The 20,544-nt window shown below is 70.6% G+C and carries 21 protein-coding genes; 5 read left to right on the top strand and 16 right to left on the bottom strand.

What is annotated here, in order from left to right; genetic code table 11:
- Positions 1–15: 15 nt before the first annotated feature.
- The 12 genes from ACLJOU_RS29510 to ffh form a co-directional block, all read right to left on the bottom strand.
- The gene (locus tag ACLJOU_RS29510; RefSeq protein WP_003096226.1) at positions 16–339 is read right to left on the bottom strand and encodes a DUF2469 domain-containing protein; all 324 of its coding nucleotides are present in this window, start codon (positions 337–339) and stop codon (positions 16–18) included.
- The gene (locus ACLJOU_RS29505; protein WP_410572033.1) at positions 336–1,178 is read right to left on the bottom strand and encodes a ribonuclease HII; all 843 of its coding nucleotides are present in this window, start codon (positions 1,176–1,178) and stop codon (positions 336–338) included. Before ACLJOU_RS29505 ends, ACLJOU_RS29510 begins: the two co-directional genes overlap by 4 nt.
- A 90-nt stretch (positions 1,179–1,268) precedes the next feature.
- Positions 1,269–2,204, bottom strand: a complete 936-nt coding sequence (lepB, locus tag ACLJOU_RS29500) for a signal peptidase I (protein ID WP_410571791.1) — start codon at positions 2,202–2,204, stop codon at positions 1,269–1,271.
- Between the two features lie 31 nt (positions 2,205–2,235).
- A complete protein-coding gene (gene rplS, locus ACLJOU_RS29495; RefSeq protein ID WP_364274089.1) occupies positions 2,236–2,604 on the bottom strand; it encodes a 50S ribosomal protein L19 in 369 nt (122 codons plus the stop codon).
- A 165-nt stretch (positions 2,605–2,769) separates the two neighbouring features.
- Positions 2,770–3,516 (bottom strand): tRNA (guanosine(37)-N1)-methyltransferase TrmD, encoded by a 747-nt coding sequence (trmD, locus tag ACLJOU_RS29490; protein ID WP_410571789.1) that lies wholly within the window; start codon positions 3,514–3,516, stop codon positions 2,770–2,772.
- A gap of 1 nt (position 3,517) precedes the next feature.
- Entirely contained in the window at positions 3,518–4,030 is a 513-nt protein-coding gene (gene rimM / locus ACLJOU_RS29485) for a ribosome maturation factor RimM (RefSeq protein WP_410571787.1), read from the bottom strand.
- Positions 4,031–4,052: 22 nt separating this feature from the next.
- Positions 4,053–4,292 carry an RNA-binding protein gene (locus ACLJOU_RS29480; RefSeq protein ID WP_003103110.1) on the bottom strand — a complete coding sequence of 80 codons (240 nt, stop codon included), beginning with the start codon at positions 4,290–4,292 and terminating at the stop codon, positions 4,053–4,055.
- A complete protein-coding gene (gene rpsP, locus ACLJOU_RS29475) occupies positions 4,289–4,729 on the bottom strand; it encodes a 30S ribosomal protein S16 (protein ID WP_410571785.1) in 441 nt (146 codons plus the stop codon). Before rpsP ends, ACLJOU_RS29480 begins: the two co-directional genes overlap by 4 nt.
- Before the next feature lie 159 nt (positions 4,730–4,888).
- Positions 4,889–5,692 (bottom strand): CPBP family intramembrane glutamic endopeptidase, encoded by an 804-nt coding sequence (locus ACLJOU_RS29470; RefSeq protein ID WP_410571783.1) that lies wholly within the window; start codon positions 5,690–5,692, stop codon positions 4,889–4,891.
- A gap of 100 nt (positions 5,693–5,792) precedes the next feature.
- The gene (locus tag ACLJOU_RS29465) at positions 5,793–6,518 is read right to left on the bottom strand and encodes a CPBP family intramembrane glutamic endopeptidase (RefSeq protein WP_410571781.1); all 726 of its coding nucleotides are present in this window, start codon (positions 6,516–6,518) and stop codon (positions 5,793–5,795) included.
- Between the two features lie 46 nt (positions 6,519–6,564).
- Positions 6,565–7,641 (bottom strand): amidohydrolase family protein, encoded by a 1,077-nt coding sequence (locus ACLJOU_RS29460; protein WP_410571779.1) that lies wholly within the window; start codon positions 7,639–7,641, stop codon positions 6,565–6,567.
- Positions 7,638–9,173: a signal recognition particle protein gene (ffh, locus tag ACLJOU_RS29455; protein WP_410571777.1), complete on the bottom strand. Its 1,536-nt coding sequence runs from the start codon at positions 9,171–9,173 to the stop codon at positions 7,638–7,640. The genes ACLJOU_RS29460 and ffh overlap by 4 nt, the downstream gene beginning before the upstream one ends.
- Positions 9,174–9,368: 195 nt before the next feature.
- Here ffh and ACLJOU_RS29450 point away from each other — a divergent pair, with 195 nt between their 5' ends.
- A complete protein-coding gene (locus tag ACLJOU_RS29450) occupies positions 9,369–11,147 on the top strand; it encodes an ABC transporter ATP-binding protein (protein ID WP_410571775.1) in 1,779 nt (592 codons plus the stop codon).
- A 9-nt stretch (positions 11,148–11,156) separates the two neighbouring features.
- The gene (locus ACLJOU_RS29445; RefSeq protein WP_410571773.1) at positions 11,157–11,636 is read left to right on the top strand and encodes a MarR family winged helix-turn-helix transcriptional regulator; all 480 of its coding nucleotides are present in this window, start codon (positions 11,157–11,159) and stop codon (positions 11,634–11,636) included.
- A gap of 275 nt (positions 11,637–11,911) precedes the next feature.
- On the opposite strand, the gene ACLJOU_RS29440 is transcribed toward ACLJOU_RS29445, so the two are convergent.
- A complete protein-coding gene (locus tag ACLJOU_RS29440) occupies positions 11,912–12,793 on the bottom strand; it encodes a Ku protein (RefSeq protein WP_410571771.1) in 882 nt (293 codons plus the stop codon).
- Between the two features lie 53 nt (positions 12,794–12,846).
- On the bottom strand, positions 12,847–13,209 hold the full coding sequence (locus ACLJOU_RS29435; protein ID WP_410571770.1) for a hypothetical protein: 363 nt from the start codon (positions 13,207–13,209) through the stop codon (positions 12,847–12,849).
- A gap of 120 nt (positions 13,210–13,329) precedes the next feature.
- Here ACLJOU_RS29435 and ACLJOU_RS29430 point away from each other — a divergent pair, with 120 nt between their 5' ends.
- The 3 genes from ACLJOU_RS29430 (at position 13,330) to ACLJOU_RS29420 (ending at position 16,479) form a co-directional block, all read left to right on the top strand.
- Positions 13,330–13,917 carry a TetR/AcrR family transcriptional regulator gene (locus tag ACLJOU_RS29430; protein ID WP_410571769.1) on the top strand — a complete coding sequence of 196 codons (588 nt, stop codon included), beginning with the start codon at positions 13,330–13,332 and terminating at the stop codon, positions 13,915–13,917.
- A 23-nt stretch (positions 13,918–13,940) separates the two neighbouring features.
- Positions 13,941–14,693 carry a glucose 1-dehydrogenase gene (locus ACLJOU_RS29425; RefSeq protein WP_410571768.1) on the top strand — a complete coding sequence of 251 codons (753 nt, stop codon included), beginning with the start codon at positions 13,941–13,943 and terminating at the stop codon, positions 14,691–14,693.
- Between the two features lie 493 nt (positions 14,694–15,186).
- The gene (locus ACLJOU_RS29420) at positions 15,187–16,479 is read left to right on the top strand and encodes a diguanylate cyclase (protein ID WP_410571766.1); all 1,293 of its coding nucleotides are present in this window, start codon (positions 15,187–15,189) and stop codon (positions 16,477–16,479) included.
- Here ACLJOU_RS29420 and ACLJOU_RS29415 read toward each other — a convergent pair.
- The gene (locus ACLJOU_RS29415; protein ID WP_410571764.1) at positions 16,476–18,170 is read right to left on the bottom strand and encodes a DUF262 domain-containing protein; all 1,695 of its coding nucleotides are present in this window, start codon (positions 18,168–18,170) and stop codon (positions 16,476–16,478) included. The genes ACLJOU_RS29420 and ACLJOU_RS29415 overlap by 4 nt on opposite strands.
- A 56-nt stretch (positions 18,171–18,226) precedes the next feature.
- Positions 18,227–20,539: a [protein-PII] uridylyltransferase gene (locus ACLJOU_RS29410; protein WP_410571763.1), complete on the bottom strand. Its 2,313-nt coding sequence runs from the start codon at positions 20,537–20,539 to the stop codon at positions 18,227–18,229.
- Between the last annotated feature and the right edge of the window lie 5 nt (positions 20,540–20,544).

Genomic DNA, 20,544 nt, shown 5'->3' with positions numbered 1-20,544 from the left:
GTCCGCAAGTGGCGACTAGCCCGAGAACGGGCCGTCTTCGGGGAGCCGGAGGTCCGGCTTGTCCAGTTCCTCCACGTTGACGTCCTTGAACGTGATGACCCGGACGTGCTTGACGAAGCGAGCCGGGCGGTACATGTCCCAGACCCACGCGTCGGACATGCGGACCTCGAAGTACACCTCGCCGCCGCCGTCGCGGACCTGGACGTCCACCGCGTTGGCCAGGTAGAACCGCCGCTCGGTCTCCACCACGTACGAGAACTGGCCGACGATGTCGCGATACTCGCGGTACAGCGAGAGCTCCATCTCGGTCTCGTACTTCTCGAGATCCTCTGCGCTCATGAAATCCGCGCCCCTCCTCGGGATCGTGCTGCTGCTCCGCCGGCGGAGCGTTCATTGTGACCCACACCCGCGGCCGGGGCATGCAGCGGCAGGCTGAGTTGTGGCTCTAATGCCTCGTCGAGGACCGCGGCCAGGCCGGGCGCGCCGGGCGTTTCCATCGCCTTCTCCAACGCCGCATACGTCAGCAGGACCGGCCGCGCGGGGCGGAGGCCGTGCTTGACGGCCACGGTGGCCACGTTCGTGTACGACCAGCGATGGACATCGCTGGGGCCGTGTTCGCGCAGCGCCGCCAGGTGGTCGGACGTGCTGTACCCCTTGTGCACATCGAAGCCGTAATGCGGGAAATCGTCGTGGTAGCCCGCCATGATGCGGTCTCGCGTCACCTTGGCCAGCACGGACGCGGCCGCGATGCAAGCCACTGACCGGTCGCCCTTGATGACCGCCGCGTTCGGGGCGGTCAGACCCGGGACGCGGAACCCGTCGGTGAGGATGTAGCCCGGCTGCACGCGCAGGGCAGCGGCCGCGCGTCGCATGGCTTCCAGGTTCATCACCCGGATGCCGTAGAGGTCGACCTCTTCGGTCGGGACGACGATCACCGAGTAGTCGACGGCCCGGGCGAGGACCAGGTCGTAGACCCGGTCACGCGCCTTGGCCGTCATCATCTTCGAGTCCGTCAGCTCGGTGAGCTTCGCCGCGTCGCCCTGCTTGAGCACGCAGGCCGCGACCACCAGCGGCCCCGCGCACGCGCCGGCGCCGGCTTCGTCCGCACCAGCGACCGGGCCGAGGCCACGGCGGTCGAGGGCGCCCTGCAGACCCCAGAAGAGGTCGCCGCGCACCACGGCTCGCGGTGGCCGGATCGGCTCGGCCGCCGTCAAGGGAACGGGAACTGTCAAGGCTGGATCACCCGTCTGCCGGCCAGGACCGGGTGGCTAGGGCTTCCGCCCGGCCGCCCGGCGCAGTCCGGCCTTGAGCTTGCGCCCGACGAACAACGCCGGCCACGCCGCCGCGATCCCGGCACCGAGCGGGAGCCCGCTCTGCCACGCCGGCGCACCGAGCGCCACCGGCTGCGCCGACTCCTGCGGGTTGTGGTCGGTGATGCCACCCCAGCGGCTCGGCGGCAGGACGATGATCCGCGCCTTGCCGATGATGTTGTCCACCGGGACCGCGCCGTTCACGCCGCCACCACCCTGGAACCGGGAGTCGTCGGAGTTGTTGCGGTTGTCGCCCTGGACCCAGACCGTCCCGGCCGGCACCTTGACCGGGGTGAAGGTCTTCTGCTCCTGGTTCGACGGGTCTTCCCAGTGGATGTACGGCTCGTCGAGCGCCTTGCCGTCCACGATCATCCGGCCCTGCGGGTCGCAGCACTGGACGGTCTGGCCGCCGACCGCGATCACCCGCTTGACGAAGTCGCGCTCGTCCGGCGGGGCGAACCCGACCAGCGAGCCGAGACCACGCAGGCCCTGCACGATGATGTTGCTCGACTCCTGCGGCGCGACCTCGTTGTTGATCCACGCCTGCGGGCCCTTGAACACGATCACGTCGCCCGGGGAGGGCTCGGTGAAGTCGTAGGTGACCCGGTCGACCAGGATCCGGTCACCGGTGCAGCCAGGACACCCGTGCAGGGTGGCCTCCATGGAGCCCGAAGGGATCATGAAGACCTTCGCGAGGAATGTCTGGATCAGGATCGTGAGCACCAGGGCGATCACGAGCAGGATCGGCAGTTCCTTCCAGAACGACCGTTTCTTGGCGGGCTTGGCTCGCCGACGGGATCCCCCGCGCTCCTCGGAGCGGGACAGCCGGGGCTTGTCCTCCTCGGAGCGGTCGGGGTCGTCCTCGGGAGCGTTCTGGGACACGGGTTCGGCCACGTCGTCAGGCTACCGGTAACCGGGTGGTGACTCAGTTAGCCGAGGCCGTCTCGCGGTTCTCGCGGCGCTCCTTGATCTTGGCCTTCTTGCCGCGGAGGTCGCGCAGGTAATACAGCTTCGCGCGCCGCACGTCGCCGCGCTTGTGGACCTCGACCGAGGCGATGTTCGGCGAGTGCACCGGGAAGGTGCGCTCGACGCCGACGCCGAACGAAACCTTGCGCACGGTGAAGGTCTCCCGGATGCCACCGCCCTGACGGCGGATGACCACGCCCTGGAAGACCTGGTTGCGCTCGCGGTTGCCCTCGATGACGCGGACACTCACCTTGAGCGTGTCGCCCGGGCGGAAGTCCGGGATGTCGGAACGCAGCGACTGCTTGTCCAGCGCGTCCAGGGTGTTCATCGGTGGTCCGTCCTCGTCTTCGGTATGGCTTGCGTACAGATCCCGGGCGCGCAACGGTGCCGCTGCGGGCGACCCGGGGGGCTGATGGCGGGCTCGTGGACGAGGAGGTCCACTCACGCCAACCTGTCAAGTATTACAGACCGTGCCACGCGTCAAGTAACCGGGCTAGGCCTGCTCGGGGTCCAAGCCCTCCAGGACCCCGCGATCGTGCTTGTCGAGACTACCTTCCGGCAGCCGCGCCAGGAGATCGGGGCGGCGGCGGGCCGTGCGCTCCAGGGCCTGGTCACGCCGCCAGCGGTCGATCAGGGCGTGGTTCCCCGAGCGCAGCACGTCCGGCACGGCCAGGTCCCGCCACACTTCCGGGCGCGTGTAGCTGGGGCCTTCGAGCAGGCCGTCGGAGAACGAATCCTCGGCGGCCGACCGCGCGTTGCCGAGCACGCCGGGCAGCAGCCGGACGACGGCCTCGACGATGACCAGTACCGCCGCCTCGCCGCCGACCAGCACGTAGTCCCCGATCGACACCTCGTCGACCGGCATCCGGCGCGCGGCGTCGTCGACGACCCGCTGGTCGATCCCCTCGTACCGGCCGCAGGCGAAGACCAGGTGCTTCTCCGACGCGTAGGCGTGCGCCAGCTCCTGCGTGAACGGCTTTCCGGCGGGCGTGGGCACGACGAGCCGCGTTTCGGCGGTGCAGACGTCGTCCAGGGCCGGGCCCCAGATCTGCGGTTTCATGACCATGCCGGGACCGCCGCCGTACGGCGCGTCGTCGACCGCGCGGTGCACGTCGTGGGTCCAGTCGCGCAGGTCGTGCACGCCGACCTCGATGAGGCCGCGGTCGATCGCCCGGCCCAGCAGCGCGGCGCGCAGCGGGTCGAGGTACTCGGGGAAGATCGTGACGACGTCGATCCGCATTTCAGGCGTCCAGCAGCCCTTCCGGCGGGTCGAGCACGACCCGGCCGCCCGCGACGTCCACGGTGGGGACGATCGCGCGGACGAAGGGCACCAGCACCTCGCGGCCGTCGACGTCGAGCTCCAGGAGCTCGCCGGCGGGCGAGTGGACGATCTCGACGACCTTGCCGACGACCGTCCCGTCGGCCAGCTCGGCCCGCAGGCCGGCCAGCTCGTGGTCGTAGAACTCGTCCGGGTCCGAAGTCGGCGGCAGCGTGTCGGTGTCGGCGAGCAGGAGCGCGCCCCGCAGCGTCTCGGCGACGTCGCGGGTCAACACCTCCTCGAAACGCACCAGCAGCCGCCCGCTGTGTTCGCGGGCGGCTGCGATGGTGAGTTCCCTTTTGCTGCCGTCACGCAGCTTCGTCGTCACGGCCGCACCGATCTTGAACCGCTCTTCCGGCGAGTCCGTGCGCACGTCCACCGCGAGTTCCCCGCGGATGCCGTGCGCCTTCGCGATGCGGCCGACTACGACGTCCATCCTGACCGTGCTTCCGAAACGCTCAGCGGTCGGTGTCGACGACGTCCACGCGGACGCCGCGGCCACCGATGCCGCCCATGACGGTGCGCAGCGCGGTCGCCGTGCGACCGCCCCGGCCGATCACCTTGCCGAGGTCGTCGGGGTGCACGTGCACCTCGAGCGTGCGGCCACGGCGGGTGGTCAGCAGCTCGACCCGGACCTCGTCCGGGTTGTCGACGATCCCGCGCACCAGGTGCTCGAGGGAGTCAGCCAGAAAGCTCACTCGGCCTTCTCACTCTCGGCTTCGGCCTTCTCGGCGTCGGCCTTCTTCGGGGTCGACTTCTTCTTCGGCGTGGTGGCCTCGGTGGAGGGCTCCTCGCCGGCCGCGGCCAGGGCCGCGTTGAACAGGTCCTGCTTGGACGGCTTCGGCTCGGCCACCTTCAGGGTGCCCTCGGCGCCCGGCAGGCCCTTGAACTTCTGCCAGTCACCGGTGATCTCCAGCAGGCGCTGGACCGGCTCGGTCGGCTGCGCGCCGACCCCCAGCCAGTACTGGGCGCGCTCGGAGACGACCTCGATCAGGCTCGGCTCTTCCTTCGGGTGGTACTTGCCGATCGTCTCGATGGCCTTGCCGTCCCGGCGGGTGCGCGCGTCGGCGACGATGATGCGGTAGTACGGCGCACGGATCTTGCCGAGGCGCTGCAGCTTGATCTTGACGGCCACGGGTGTGGGTTCTCCTCGAATCTCTCTGGTGCTGGGCTGGGCGCACGCGGGCCGAGTGGGGACACGGACGCGGGCACCCGAAGGTCAGGAGCTTTCGCACGGTGAGAGGGTCCGGCGGAAGCAGGCAGTGACCCATTCTGCCAGACGGCGCTTCCGGACCTAGAAAGAGGCCACCCCGAGGGCCCCGAGCAGGATGGTCAGCGCCGGGAGGAAGTTGTTGACCTGGTGCGCGACGATGCTGCTCGGCAGGCGGCCGGTGACCAGCCGGGCCAGGCCGATCGGCACCGCGATGACCAGCAGCAACGTCGTCCGCAGCGGCTCGAGGTGGCTGGCCGCGAACACCGCTGTGGAGAGCAGGAACGCCGCGAACCGGCCCCAGCGCTCGCTGCGCCACTGCAGCTGTTCCGCCGCGCCCCAGAGGAGGCCGCGGTAGATGATCTCCTCGCAGATCGGGCCCAGCAACCAGAGGTAGACGAACATCACCAGGGCCGCCGGAATCGACATCCGGCGGTCCTCGACCAGCGCGCTGATCGCCGACGTGGCGTTGGCGTTGCCCACCAGGTGCGTCCACAGGTACGCGGCCAAAGTGGTGAAGACGAGCCCGACGCAGCCGTACCGGAACCCCGTCTTCACGTCGGCCCAGCGCCACTCCAGGCGCAGGTCGGACACGGGCCCGTTGCCGCGCACGAAGGTGATCAGCACCGCGACGCCGGCCGCGATCATCGTCGGCAGCATGGTGCCGAGCAGCACGACGCGCATCGGCAGCGGACCGGGGCCGGTGTCGCCGACCAGGGCGGACACGAAGGCCGCGGACGCCAGCAGGACGGCCTCGACGAGCAGGAACGCCCCGAAGCCCCACCGGTGCCGCGGCGCAGGCGGGAGGAAGGCGGTCGCGGCGGGCTCCTCGGGCTCGGGCAACGGCGTGGCGTCGGCAGCCGGGTCCCGGGGCTGGGAAGTGGTCACGCCTTGCCCTCCGCGTCGCTCGGCTCCTGCCTCGAGCCTAGCCGCCGGGATGTGATCGCACAGTATCCGTCCAGCTACTGTCCATCGATCTTCGCAAAGGTCAATGCGCGACGAACAGCAGCACCGCGGGCGGGAGGTTGTTGGCCGCGTGCGCGATCACGCCCGCGCTGACCCTGCCGGACAGGTGCCGGGCCAGTCCCATCGCGATGCCCTGGCCGAACAGGGCGATGGTGCGGGTCGGCTCGCCGTGCAACTGGGCGAACACCAGCGAAGTCAGCACGAGCACCACCCACGGCGGGATCCGGTGGAACGACAGCGCGTTCCACAGCGTGCCGCGGACCAGCAGTTCCTCGGTGATCGGCGCGCCGGCGATGACGATCACCGCCGCGAGCACCAGCCACACGGTGTCGCCGTCGAAGGTGTCGGCGAGGTCGGTCAGCGGGCTGTCGGAGACGTCATCGGCGCCGTAGACCGCGATCAGCACCAGGTTCAGCAGGTAGCCGACGACCAGGGCGAGCACACCGCACGCCAGGCCGATCCGGACGTCACGCCAGGTCGGCTTGAGGCCGAAGTCGGTCCGCAGTCCACTGCCCCAGCGCCACGAGCCGACGGCCGGGCCGAGGCCGAGCAGGAGGTTGGGCACGAACGCCAGGAGCAGGAGCGGCCCGATGTCGTGCAGCTCCAGGGGGTCGAACTCGCCGACGTTGCGGTTGACCGCCGCGGCGATGATCAGGTTGGTCAGGTAGTAGCCGGCGATCCCCGCGAAGAACGCCACGAAACACCAGTGCGCTCCCAGCACGCGCCGTGCGCCGTCGTCGTCCGTCACGCATCCCACGCTAAAGTGCCGACCCCGCAAGGAAATCAGCGGGGGTCTAGGCGTACACGACGCCGCCGAGCACGATGTGCGAAGGGTGCCGCAGGACGCCCAGGTCCTCGCGCGGATCGCTCGGGTAGACGAGCAGGTCGGCCGGGGCGCCGTCCTCGATGCCCGGGTGGCCGAGCCAGTCCCGGGCCGCCCAGGACGCGCTCGCGAGTGCCTGCTCACGGGTCATGCCCGCGCGGTGCAGCGCTTCGATCTCGTCGACGAGCCTGCCGTGCTCCACCATGCCGCCGGCGTCGCTGCCCGCGAAGACGCGTACGCCCGCTTCGATGGCCGAGGCGACCATCTCGCCGACGCCGGCGTGCAACGCCCGCATGTGCGCCGCGTAGGCCGGGTACTTGCCCGCCTTGTTGGCGATTCCCGGGAAGTTCTCGATGTTGATCAGCGTGGGGACCAGGGCGACGTCGTGGCGCGCGAGCTCGGCCAGCTGCCCGGCGCTCAGGCCCGTGCCGTGTTCGAGGCAGTCGATGCCGGACGCGATCAGGCCGGGCAAAGCGGCTTCGCCGAACACGTGCGCGGTGACGCGGGCGCCGTGGTCGTGCGCCACCTTGACCGCTTCGGCGAGGACGTCGTCCGGCCACAGCGGCGCGAGGTCGCCCACCCCGCGGTCGATCCAGTCGCCGACGAGCTTGACCCAGCCGTCGCCGTCCTGGGCCTGCTCGGCCACGGCTGCGGGCAGCTGCTCCGGGTCTTCGAGCTCGATGCCGAGCCCCGGGATGTAGCGCTTGGCCAGGGCGAGGTGCCGCCCGGCGCGGATGATCGTGGGCAGGTCGGCCCGCTGCTGGAGCGGCCGGACGTCGAGGGGCAGGCCGCAGTCGCGGATGAGCAGCGTCCCGGCGTTCCGGTCGGTGATCGCCTGCTCGGCCGCCTCTTCGAGCGAGACGGGGCCGCCGACGCCGATGCCGGGGTGGCAGTGCGCGTCGACCAGGCCGGGCACGAGGAAGACGTCCCGGCCGAGGGTCTCGGCGCCCGGCACCGGCTCGAACGAGATCCGGCCGCCGGTGATCCACAGCTCCCCCGGCTCGCCGCCGGGCAGGAGCACCCCGGCGGCGTGGAGCGCGGTGCTCAATTGTCCTTCGGGTTCTTCGGGAGCTTGAACTTCGACGGGTCGAAGCCCGGGACGTCGTTCATGCCGCCGAGCTGCGACAGGTCGGGCATCCCACCCGGCATGCCGCCACCCGGGGGCAGCATCGGCATGCCGCCGGGGAGGCCGCCGCGGACCCTGGGGGGCGTGGGGCCGCGGCCCTTCTTGCCCTTCTTGCCCTTGCGGGACTTGGAGCCGCCCCCGCCGCCGAAGCCGAACCGGCCGGCCATCTGGGCCATCATCTTGCGGGCCTCGAAGAACCGGTTGACCAGGTCGTTGACCTCGCGGACGGTGACGCCGGAACCGTTGGCGATGCGCAGCCGCCGGGACCCGTTGATCAGCTTCGGGTCTTCGCGTTCGGCCGGGGTCATGCCGCGGATGATCGCCTGCAGCTTGTCCAGGTGCTTGTCGTCGACCTGGGCGAGCTGGTCCTTCATCTGGCCGGCGCCGGGGAGCATGCCGAGCAGGTTGCCGATCGGGCCCATCTTCCGGACCGCGAGCATCTGCTCGAGGAAGTCCTCCAGGGTGAGCTGGCCGCTGGACAGCTTCTCCGCGGCCTTCTCGGCCTGCTTCTGGTCGAAGGCCTGCTCGGCCTGCTCGATCAGGGTGAGGACGTCACCCATGCCGAGGATCCGCGACGCCATCCGGTCCGGGTGGAAGGTGTCGAAGTCCTCGAGCTTCTCACCGTTGGACGCGAAGAGGATCGGCTGGCCGGTGACCTCGCGGACGCTCAGCGCGGCACCACCGCGGGCGTCGCCGTCGAGCTTGGTGAGCACGACGCCGGAGAAGCCAACGCCGTCCTGGAACGCCTGGGCCGTGGTGACGGCGTCCTGGCCGATCATCGCGTCGACGACGAACAGGACCTCGTCCGGCTCGACCGCGTCGCGGATGTCGGCGGCCTGCTTCATCAGCTCTTCGTCGACGCCCAGGCGGCCCGCGGTGTCGACCACGACGACGTCGTGCTGCGCACGCTTGGCCTCGGCGATCGCGCGGCGGGCGACGTCGACCGGGTCGCCGACGCCGTTGCCGGGCTCGGGCGCGAAGGTGACGACGCCGGCGCGCTCGCCGACGACCTGCAGCTGCGTGACGGCGTTCGGGCGCTGGAGGTCGCAGGCGACCAGCATCGGCGCGTGGCCCTGCTTCTTCAGCCACATCGCGAGCTTGCCGGCCAGGGTCGTCTTACCGGCACCTTGCAGACCGGCGAGCATGATCACGGTCGGCGGGGTCTTGGCCAGCTTCAGCCGGCGCGTCTCGCCGCCGAGGATCCCGACGAGCTCCTCGTTGACGATCTTGATGACCTGCTGCGCGGGGTTGAGCGCCTGCGAGACCTCGGCGCCCTTCGCCCGCTCCTTGATCCTCGCGATGAAGGTCTTGACGACGCCGAGGGCGACGTCGGCCTCCAGCAGCGCGATGCGGATCTCGCGCGCGGTCGCGTCGATGTCGGCGTCGGACAGCTTGCCCTTGCGCGTGAGCGTCTGCAGGGCGGCGGTGAGCCGATCGGAGAGGGTGTCGAACACGGGTGTGCACGCTCCAGCTGGGTCGATGGTGGCGCGCCGGACTCGGCCGGCGTGGTCGAGGGTAGTCGCTCCGGCTCCATGTCTCCGACGGCATGCGTCAATATTAAACATAGGTTTACCAGCAGCGCAGGCCACTTTCGTGTGACTCTGCGAAAATGAGTGGCACACGCGGCAGATTTTAGTAAACATAGGTGCATGACCGCTGTTGCCGTCCTCCGAGAGCCGGACACCGACGCCGACGAACCCGTGCCCCTGCGGCGGATCGCCGGGCTGTTCCGCCCGCACCGCGGGCCGCTGGCCGCGCTGTTCGCGCTGATCGTCGTGCAGGCCGGCCTCGGCGTCGTCTCGCCGTTCCTGCTGCGCGAGATCCTCGACGACGCCCTGCCGCGCCGCGACACGCTGCTGATCAGCCTGCTGGCGGCCGGCATGATCGTCTGCTCGGTCGGCAGCGGCTCCCTCGGCGTCGCCACCACCGGGCTGTCGAACACCATCGGGCAGCGGGTGATGAACGAGCTGCGCGTCTCCGTCTACGGCCACCTGCAGCGGATGTCGCTCGGCTTCTTCACGCGGACGAAGAGCGGCGAAGTGCTCTCGCGGGTGTTCAACGACATCGGCGGGGTGGACAACGTGATCACCACGACCGCCGGGTCGGTGGTGCAGAACGCGACCACGACGATCGCCATCGCGACCGCGCTCGTCCTGCTCGACTGGCAGCTCGCCGCGTTGTCCCTGCTCGTCGTGCCGCTGTTCCTGCTGTTCACCCTGCGGCTGGGCGAGAAGCGGCGGACGCTGGCCCGCGGCCGCACGCGGCGGATGGCCCGGCTGACGACCATGGTCGAGGAGTCCCTGTCGGTCACCGGGGTGCTGCTCGCGAAGACGATGGGCAACGAGCGGGCGATGCGGGAGCGCTTCGGCGCGGAGTCGCGGGAGATCGCGTCGCTGGAACGGGCCGCCGCGCTGGCCGGCCGCTGGCAACGGGCATCGCGGGCGATGAGCCTCACCGTGATCCCGGCGCTGGTCTACTGGATCGCCGGGCTGGCGCTGGCGGGCGGTGCGTCACCGATCTCCCTCGGCACCGTCGTGGCGTTCACGAGCATGCTCAACCGGCTGGTCGCGCCGGCGAGCGCGATGCAGACGATCGGGCAGAACGTGGCGACGTCGAAGGCGCTGTTCGGCCGCATCTTCGAGGTGCTGGACCTGCCGGTGGAGATCGCGGACAAACCCGGCGCCCAGGTGCTGCAGGTGCGCCGCGGCGACATCTCGATGCGCGGTGTCTCGTTCAGCTACGACGAAGGCGGCCCGCCGACGCTGCACCAGATCGACCTCGACGTGCCGGCCGGGACCACGACGGCCCTCGTCGGGTCGACCGGGTCGGGCAAGACGACGCTGGCCTACCTCGTCGCCCGGCTTTACGAGGTGCGCAGCGGGTCGGTGACGATCGACGGCACGGACGTCCGGGACGTCACGCTGGCGTCGCTCGCGGCGGGCGTCGGGCTGGTGTCGCAGGAGACGTACCTCTTCCACGACACCGTGCGGGAGAACCTGCGCTTCGCCAAGCCGGACGCGACGGACGACGAGATCGAGCGGGCGGCGAAGGCGGCGCACATCCACGACACGCTCGCCGCGCTGCCCGAGGGGTACGACACGGTCGTCGGCCAGCGGGGCTACCGGTTCTCCGGCGGGGAGAAGCAGCGGATCGCGATCGCCCGGATCCTGTTGCGGAACCCCCCGGTGCTCATCCTCGACGAGGCGACCAGCGCACTCGACACCCGGACCGAACGGTCCGTGCAGGCCGAGCTCGACCGGCTCGCCGCGGGGCGCACCACACTGACGATCGCGCACCGGTTGTCCACTGTGGAGCACGCCGACCAGATCGTCGTACTGCACGAAGGGAGGATTGCCGAACGCGGGACACACGAGGAGCTGCTGGCGCGCGATGGGCGTTATGCCCGGCTGGTCCGTGGGACCACCTAATGTGGGGTCATGCACACCGAACCGGCCCGGACCCTCGAAGAGACCGCCGCGCGGATCACCGCGGAGGCCGACCTCGCCGAGTTGTCCCGGCGGTTGCGCGAAGGCGTCGGGCGGCTCAACTGGCGGATGCGCGCCGAGGCGGACCGGACCAGTCCCGGGCCGGCCCTGCTCGCGGTGCTGAGCCGGCTCTACCGGGCGGGCACGCAGACGCCCACCGAGCTGGCCGAGGCGGAACGGCTGCAGCCGCAGTCGCTCACCCGGATCCTGGCGGCGCTCACCATCCGGGGGCTGATCGAGCGGGAGCCGGACCCCGACGACGGGCGCCGCTCGCGGATCAGCATCAACGCCGACGGCCTCGCGGTGCTGCGCGAGTACAGCGCCCAGCGCGAGCGCTGGCTGGCCACGGCGCTCGAGTCGACGCTGTCGCCGACCGAGCGGCAGCTGCTCAAGCTGGCCGCCGACCTGCTGATCCGGGTCGCGGACGCCTGAAAGCTGCCGTGGAGACCCCTCGATCCCTCCACGGCAGCCTTCGGACACCCCCTTGCCCGCGCCGCCTCCCCGCGGTGCGGGACGGGTCCCGGGAACGGGCCGCTCCTCCTCCGGCCCGCCCCGGAACCCTGGTGCCCGGACGGCTCACCTCCCCAGGGGCCGTCCGGTCATCCCCCCTCGCCAGCGATCCGGTACTCGCTGGCAGAAGGAAGTCTGCCGCGCCCAGGACGGCGGGTTGAGTGTGAGAACCCTCAATTACCCGTGGGTAGTAATACTCAGCCGGACGCCTTCGTGCGGCCACGGCTGCGCGTCGCGGCCCGCTTCGCCGTCGTGCGCGCCTTCGCCGCCCTCGAGGCGGCCGCCTTGGCCTTCTCGACGGCCGCGTTGCGCCCGTCCTCCGCTTCGGCGGCGCTCTCCTGCAACGCCGCCAGCAGGCGGGTGACGCCCTCGGCCTGTTCGGCGGCCGTCGGCTGGACGACCTCGGCGCCGTCGATCTTCGCCTGGACCAACGCCTGGAACGCCTCGCGGTAACGGTCCGGGTACCGGGCCGGGTCGAACTCGCCGGTCAGCTCCTCGACCAGGTTCACCGCACGCCGCAGCTCGCCGGGCCGGATGTCGACGTCGGCGTGCTGGAACGGGAAGTCCGGCGTGCGCACCTCGTCCGGCCACCGCATCGTCTCGAGCACGATCACCTGGTCGCGCACGCGCAGCGCACCGAGCGTCTCGCGGCGGCGCAGTGCGACGGTGACCAGCGCCAGCCGGCCCGACTGCTGGAGCGCCTCGCTGAACAGCACGTACGGCTTCGTGCCCGCCGGCTCGGGCTCGAGGTAGTAGCTCTTCGCGAACCACAGCGGATCGACGTCGGGCACCGGCGCGAACCCGCGGATGGCGATCGTGCGGCCCGGCATCGGGAGCGAGGCCAGCTCGTGGGCGGACAGCAGGACGACGTCGCCGCCGGGGACGGGATAGCCGTGGACCATCTCCTCGGGCGGCACTTCGGCGCCGTCGACCTCGCACACGCGCTTGACCCGGACGCGGCCGCCGTCGGTCTCGTGTACCTGGTGGAGCGGCAGTTCGCGCTCCTCGGTGGCGCTGTACGCCTTCACCGGGATGGCGTAACTGCCGAACCCGATCGTGCCCGTCCACACTGCGCGCATCCGTGCCACCTCCGCAGCTCCCAGGCTAGACAGCGGCCGCGGCGGATCGACAGCTACAAACGGGTGTCAGGCGAGACGGATTCGCTCACACATTCGAACGACGGCGTGACCTCGTCGAGCGCCTCCGCCGAGCACCGGGAGGCGATCGCGGCCGCGCGGAGCACCTCGGTGACGACCTCGACGTCCAGCGGCGGCGCCGCGGCGAGGGCCTCCGAACCGCCTTCGACCCGGGCGGCGAGCCCGGCGAGCGCGTGCGAAATGGCTTCTTGGCCGGCGACGAGCTGCGCGACGACGTCGGTGAGCTCGGCCGTCGTGGCGCCGGGACCGCCGCAGCGCAGGCCGGCGGCGAGTTCCTCGGCACAGGAGCGCAGGTGGATGGCGACGACGGTCGGCGGCAACGTCAGCCGATCTTGCATCGCTCACCCCTCTGGCCGGTCGAAGCAGCCATAGTGCCACCGCACGCGCCGTCACCGAATCCGACACACCGCCGCTCACATATTTGACCGTTCGTTCTGGATTCGGCTACCGTTTCGATCATGTCCCGGGTCAAGGAGTTCGACGTCGGCGAAGCCTGCGACAACGCGCTCACGCTCTTCCGGCGCCAGGGGTACGAGGCGACGTCGGTGAGCGACCTCGTCACGCACCTCGGCGTCGCCAAGGCCAGCTTGTACGCCACCTTCGGCACGAAGCACGACCTCTACGTCACGGCGTTGAAGCGCTACGCGGAACGAACCGACGCGCGGGTGATGGCCCAGCTGTCGGAGCCGGGTTCCGGGGTGGCCGCGGTGCGCCGGCTGTTCGACGGTTACGCAGCGGAAATTCTCGGCGACGAGACGAGGATGGGCTGCTTCGTCGTCAACGCGGCGATCGAACTGCTCCCCCACGATCCGGACGTCGCCCGGCTGGTGGAGCGCAGCTGGGACACCCTGGAGGTCGCCCTCACCATGGCGCTGGAACGCGCGAAGGCCCAAGGCGAACTTCCCGGCGGCAGCGACCCGGCGACGCTGGCGCGATTCCTGCTCACCGTGCTGCAGGGCCTGCGGGTCCTCGGCAAGGGAACCGACGCCGCGAGCCGGGTGGACGCGGCGGTCTCACAAGCCATGCGGTTGCTCATTCAAGACTGATCGGACCAGAAAGAAGGTACACGATGGGGGCACGTTTCGCGGGCAAGGCCGTCCTGGTGACGGGCGGCGGCTCGGGGATCGGACGGGCGACGGCGCGGGCGTTCGCGGCGGAAGGCGCGACGGTGGTCGTCGCCGGGCGCGATGGGCGGCGGCTGGCGTCCGCGGTGGCGGAAATCGGCGGCGACGCGAGTGCGGTGACGGTCGACGTGACCGACTCCGCGGACGTGGCACGGATGGTGGAGACGGTCGTCGAACGGCACGGGCGGCTGGACGTCGCGTTCAACAACGCGGGCATCCTCGGGTCGCCGGCCCCGGTCGCGGACCTCGACGAGGACGGCTTCGCGGCCGTGCTGGACACCAACGTCACCGGGACGTGGCTGTGCCTCAAGCACGAGGTCGCGCACATGCGCGCGCACGGCGGCGGCGCGATCGTCAACATGGCGTCGAACATCGGCGCGCACGGCAGGCTGCCGAACATGGCGGCCTACGCGGCGTCGAAGGCCGCCGTGAGCGCGCTGACCAGGACGGCGGCGCGCGACCACATCGCCGACGGGATCCGCATCAACGCGGTCAGCCCCGGCGCGACCGACACGGACATGTCCCGGCGCCCGGGCGAGACGGACGCCGACCGGGCCGCGCGGCTGAAGAACGCGATCCCGCTGGGCCGGGTGGGTGCCACCGCCGAGGTGGCCGCCGCAGTGCTGTGGCTGGCTTCGGACGAAGCCGCGTTCACCGTGGGGCACGACCTGGTGGTCGACGGCGGCGCGACCGCCTGAGCGGCCCCACCCGGGCCGGCGGGTGTTCACGACTCACGGTTGCGCATGGTGACGATTCCTTCCTCGGGCGGGAACGGACGGGTGGACGGCTGGGGTCAGGACTCGCGGTTGCGCACAGCGGCTCTCCTTCGGCGCGCGATGGGTCGGGGGCAGGGGTTCAGGACTCGCGATTGCGCACGGCAGCTCTCCTTCCGGCGCACGACGGGACGGGCGGGCAACGGCTCAGGACTCGCGATTACGCACGACAGCTCTCCTCTCGGACACAGGCGGACGAGGGGCACAGCGGCTCAGGACTCGCGGTTGCGCATGACGGCCTCCCTCCGGCGGTTCGCGCGGACATCGGGGACTCGGGGGCCTCAGGACTCGCGGTTGCGCATGGCGGCGGCCTCCCTTCACTGCTCCGAACGTGTGGCAATCATCGATCGCGGCCGCCCGGTGTGGTGGGGTGGATGCGGATCGTCGGATCACCCAGGGGAGTTGCACCGCCTTGAGTATGGACGGCGCCCGTCCGGCCGAACCCCGCGTGGGCCGGATCCGTGGGGCGCTGAACCCTGCTCTCTGGAAGCTCTGGCGGCAGCGCCGGTCGCTGATCTTCTACTGCTTCCTCGTCGAGTCCGTCGCGCTGGTGGCTACGGTCCGGACCGCCACCGCCGTGCCCGTGCGGACGTGGGACCTGATCGTCCTGGGGGTCCTCGCCGGGCTCGGGGTGCTGCAGGCCGAACTCGGCCGGCAGGTCGAGCGCGTCCGGCGGCTCGTGTCGGACACCCCGCACATCAACCTGACGTCGGTCTGGACGTTCGCCGGCGTCCTGCTCCTGCCGCCGGCCCTGGTCGCGGCCCTGGTCGTCGTGCTCTACCTGCACCTCGGGACGCGCAGCCTGGCGCGGATCAAGCGGGTCCCGCCGTTCCGGATCGCCCTGAACGCCACGCTCGTCGTCATCACCTGCTACTCGGCGGACGCCGTGCTCGGGTGGCTCGGGGTCGGCGGCATGTCCGACGCGCTGACGGCCGGCTGGCGCGGGGTCACGGCGATCGCGCTCGCGGCGGGGACGTACTTCCTGGTCGCGGCCATCACGATCGTCCCGGCGCTGACGATCACGACCCGCTCGGTGAAGGCGTTCTTCGGCGGTCTCGGCGACAACCTCCTGGAAGTCGCGACGCTGTGCCTGGGCATGCTCACCGCCCTGACGCTGACGACGCTGCCCGCGCTCACCGTCGCGATCGTGCCGCCACTGCTGGTGCTGCACCGGGCGGTGCTGATCAAGCAGCTGGAGATCGCGGCGACGACGGACGAGAAGACCGGCCTGTTCAACACGACCGGGTGGCATTTGCTCGCTTCCCGCGAACTGGCCCGGGCGCAGCGCAGCACGCGGAGCACGTTCGGCGTGCTGATGATCGACCTGGACCACTTCAAGCTGATCAACGACCAGCACGGCCACCTGGCGGGCGACATGGTGCTGCGCGCGGTGGCGGCGACGATCAAGAGCGCGGTCCGCGACTACGACTCGGTCGGCCGCTTCGGCGGCGAGGAGTTCGTGGTCCTGCTGCCGGACATCGGCCCGGCCGCGGTCCTGACGGTGGCCGAGCGCATCCGTTCGGCGATCGAAGCGCTGAAGGTCGAGTACGAGGACGGCGTGATCGCCGACCTCTCGGCCTCGATCGGCGTGGCGACGTACCCGGACGGCGGAACGGCCGTCGACCGCCTGCTGCAGGCCGCGGACAAGGCCCTCTACCGAGCCAAGGACGCGGGCCGCAACCAGGTGGTCGACGGCACGGCGATCGCCTAGGAAGCCGCCGGCTCGAGCCTCCAGAGGTCACTGAGCACCTTCAGCAGGGTTTCCTGGCGCTCCTCGAGCACAGCCGGGGTCCAGACGTCTGTTGCGAGCACCTGAGAGGTCAGCACGAACGGTGGCCAGCTCGTCTTCTCGAAGTACTTGCTCTTCTTCGCCCCGAACTCGAGGTTGCTCGCCGCCGAGTTCTTCCTCTTCGAGAGGAGGACGAGGTTCGCCAGGCGATGGACCCAGTGAGCTCGCTCGTCCGAAGTGAAGTCGATGATCCACCTGCTGACCGCTGGAGGCGATTGAGGCAGGACGTGCTCGACGCTGATCAAGGGGTAGCCGTCGTAGCCCGTTCCGCCGTCCGACAAGGCCGAATCGAGGCGCAGCAGCACGTACAGGCGAATCCTTATCACCGTGTAGATCTCGGCATTCAGCTTCGCGAGGGTTTCCGCCTGTTCCTCCCGGGAAAGCTGCAGCGGGGATTCCGCGGAATAGAGATCGCGGCCCTTCTCGATCCAGTCCAGGACGCGACCGTACCGCTCGACCCGACGTGTGATGTCCACCCGGCGAACGAGCATGCCGGCGGCCAGCCTTTCGAGGTCGACGAGGAAACGGAGCAGTGCCGCAGAATCGGCGGTCGGCCGGCTGAAGTAGCTGATCGCCGGTGGAATCCAGTCCGTGTTGTCCAGCTGTTTGAGCCAGCCCAGGAGCCGGTTGATCTCCTCGGCGCCCGGCCCTCCGGTGTAGCTGGCGCGCGTGACGACCTCGAAGGCATCCGAGAAGGGAACCAGCACGTCGTCGATGAACTTCTTGCCGTCGGGTACCCGCCGCAACACCGACGCGCGGAACTCCTTGAGGATCGACTCTCGAGCTTTCGTCTTCGCGTACACCATCCGGATGTGTGAGAAGAGATCGCCGAAGTCGTTGCGGCCGAGGTCGTCTTCCTCCTGCGCCCACTTGTTGGTGTAGGCATCCTGGTCGATGTCGGGGATCTTGCCGATGATCTCCGACTTCAGGATGTCGGTGTGGGTGAGATCCAGGCCGCGCTCGTTGAGAACCGAGAAGATCCGATACGCGGACTCGAAGTCGACGGTCGCCACGACAACGAGGTAGGTGTAGCTGTAGATGAACGAGACCAGGCGCTCGCGGTCGGGGCCCGGCAAGGCGCTCAACCGGGACTTGAAGAGGAGTGCGTTCTCGACCAGCCGTAGCCGGCTGTCCGGGGTCACGTTCTGGAGCGCCGGCAATTCGTCGTTACCCGATCGCTCCTGGATGTACTTCTCGAAGAACCCTTGGTCCTGGTCCCGCAGCCGAAGCCGCGGTTGGTCGGCGGTGCCCTTGACCGGATCGCCTTCCTGGAAGATGCGTTTCTCGAGTGATGCGGCGAAGCCCGGCGAGACGTACGCGCGGAGGACGCTGAGGAGCACCGTCAGAGTCGTGAGGCGTTGCTGTCCGTCAACCACCTCGGAACGCGGCTGATTCTCCGCTTTGACAAGGACAATGCTCCCCAGGAAGTACGGATCCGACTCGGAGAGCGAGTCTTTCGCCTTCGCGGCAGCGAGGAGGTCGTCGAACATCTCCCCGGCCTGCTCCGTCGTCCAGGCGTAGGGACGCTGGTAGCGAGGGATGACGAACTGGTAGGCGTCGTCGAAGATCTCGCCGACGGTGTGCTCCGCTGCTTGGATTTTGGTCCCGGCCATGCGGAAGATCTCGGTGGAACGGGACCCACCGTTACAAGAGTTACCACATCGTTCGCCTAGGAAGCCGCCGTCAGGACGGCTTGTTCCACCTCGCGGCGCCAGCCCGGCTCGATGCGGCCGCTGCGGGGGGTCACCGCGAACGAGTCCACCACCGCTCCGCCCAGCGTCGACGCCTTCGCCCAGCGGACCTCCGCGTCGCACCTGCGCAGGGCGCCCGCCACGCGGAACAGCAGGCCGATGCGGTCGGCCGCTCTCAGTTCCAGGACCACCGTGTCCGGGCCGCTCGTCTCGTCGTCGAACCACAACACCTTCGGGGGGACCGGGGCCGCCGGGGAGCCGTAGTCGCGCTCCTTCGCCGCCAGGCGCTGGGTCAGGGGCAACGTGCCCGCCACCGCTCGGGCGAACTGTTCGCGCAGCAGCGTTGCGTCCGGCAGGGAACCGAACTTCGGGGACGCCGTGAACACCCCCGCGCGGCCGCCGTCGTGGCCGCGCAGGACCGCCGAGTGGACCTCCAGGGAGTTCAGCGCCAGCACGCCCGCCGCCGGGGCCAGGAGCTCCGCGTGGGCCGGGACCGCCAGCAGGACCGTCACCACCTTGCCGTGCGCGCTGATCCGGATCTCGCCCGTGCCCGAGGCCACCGCCGAGGCGACGAGCTCGCGTTGTTCGTCGTCCATCGGCGTCGGGGCCGTGAACCCCTTGCCGCGCAACACTTCCTCGCAGCCCGAGACCAGCTCCGCGAGCAGGCGCGCCTTCCAGTCCGTCCAGACCCCCGGGCCGGTGGCCAGCGAGTCGGCCTGGGTCAGCGCGTGCAGCAGCTCGACCAGGACGAGGTCGCTGTCCAGGGTCTTCACCACCCGGGCCACCGTGGCCGGCTCGCCGATGTCCCGCCGCGTCGCCGTGTGCGGCAGCAGGAGGTGGTGGCGGACCATCGCCGACACCGTGCCGACGTCGGCCGGGCTCAAGCCCAGCCGGGTCGCGACCTGGGCCGAAATCTTCGCACCCAGCTCCGAGTGGTCGGCGTCGCGGCCCTTGCCGATGTCGTGCAGCAGCGCGCCGATCAGCAGCAGGTCCGGGCGCGGGACCGTAGTGGTCAGCTTGGCGGCCTCCACGCACGTGCGCACCAGGTGGCGGTCGACCGTCCACTGGTGCACCGGGGAGCGCGGCGGCAGGTCGCGGACCGCGCCCCACTCCGGGAACAGCCGGGACCACAGGCCGGTCCGGTCGAGCGACTCGACCGCGTCGACCAGGCCCTCGCCCGCGCCCAGCAGCTCGACCAGCGCGTTCAGCGCTTCGGCCGGCCACGGCGCGCGCAGCTCCGGGGCCGACTCGGCCAGCGCCTTGAGCGTGCCGAGCGCGATCGGCTTGCCCGTGCGCGCCGACGCCGCGGCCACCCGCAGCAGCAGCGCCGGGTCCTTCGCCGGGACGGCGTCGCGGGCCAGCGCGACCTCGTTCCCGTGCAGCACCACGTTTTCCGCCAGCGGCGTCCGCGCGGGACGCCGGCCGAACCGGGTCCGCGGTGGTTCCACTGTGGACCGCAGGGCGACGTCCAGCGCGTAGGCGATCGTGCGGCCCGCGCCGGAAAGCTTGCGGGCCAGCGTGAACCGGTCGCCGAAGCCGAGTTCGGCGGCGACCAGCTCGGCCTCCGGCGCGGACAGGACGTCCCGTTCCCGCCGGATCTCCCGTCGCAGCTCCGTGCGGACGTCGAGCAGGAGTCCCTTCGCCTCCAGGAGTTCCTCGCCCGGCCGCGCGGTGAGCTGCGCCGCGGCCAGGGCTTCCAGGACGGCGAAGTCCCGCAGGCCGCCCCGGCCGTGCTTGAGGTCCGGTTCGGCGGACTGCGCGATCTCGCCGCTGCGCGCCCAGCGCTGCCGGACCGACGCCGTCATGTCCGGGATCTGCTTGCGCGCCGTGCGGCGCCACTGGTCCCGCGCCGCGGTCACCAGCCGGCCGCTCAGCTCGGCGTCCCCGGCGAGGTGCCGGGCGTCGAGCAGGCCCATGGCCACGCGCAGGTCCTCCGAAGCGACCTTCAGCGCCTCACCGGGCGTGCGGACCGAGTGGTCGAGCCCGACTTTCGCGTCCCACAAGGGATACCAGAGCGCGTCCGCGATCTCGCCGACGCCGCTGTTGCCGTTGTGCACCAGCAGCAGGTCGAGATCGGAGAACGGCACCAGCTCCCGCCGGCCGAGCCCGCCCACGGCGACCAGCGCGACACCCGGTTCCGCGGTGTCGACGCCGGCCGCCGAGGCTCCCCTGCCCAGCCAGAACTCGTAGAGGTCGACCAGGGCCGCCCGCAGTGCGGACGACCCCAGCCTCCCGTGCCTGCCCTCGAGCAAACGCTCGGTGGCCTTGACCAGTTCGCCCCCGTCGGCCATCCCGT

Source organism: Amycolatopsis sp. cmx-4-61 (assembly GCF_046548775.1).
In the GTDB taxonomy this organism is placed as follows: Bacteria; Actinomycetota; Actinomycetes; order Mycobacteriales; family Pseudonocardiaceae; genus Amycolatopsis.
This window is presented reverse-complemented; position numbering and strand designations above follow the sequence as displayed.